Annotated in this window: 1 protein-coding gene; it reads right to left on the bottom strand. The window is 70.3% G+C overall.

The window, feature by feature from the left end; all coding sequences use genetic code 11:
* Positions 1-233 (bottom strand): 4'-phosphopantetheinyl transferase superfamily protein (locus tag AC5RVV_RS18420; RefSeq protein ID WP_494002766.1); only part of this gene is annotated, 233 nt, incomplete at its 3' end.
* Positions 234-269 lie beyond the last annotated feature (36 nt).

Below are 269 nucleotides of genomic sequence, written 5' to 3'. Positions count from 1 at the left end.
TCGCGGCGATCGTCGTCCGGGAGTTGCCGGGCATCGACGGATTCAGTCATGCCGACCGGCGCCCCGAGGGCCTTGGCGATGGCCTCTTTGGCGGCAAAGCGCGCGGCCAGCGACCGCGTGCCCAGCCCGCGCTCGGCCGGGGTGAACAAGCGGTCGCGAAGGCCGGGCGTGCGCTCGAGCTGGCGCCGGAACCGCGGCACATCGACGACGTCCACGCCAATTCCGACGATCATCGCAGTCCTTTCACCGCCGGTTATTCGACGGTGACG

It is taken from the genome of Arthrobacter sp. MDT2-34-1, assembly GCF_059091365.1.
The sequence above is the reverse complement of the archived record's forward strand: the minus strand, read 5'-3'. Positions and strand labels throughout refer to the sequence as shown.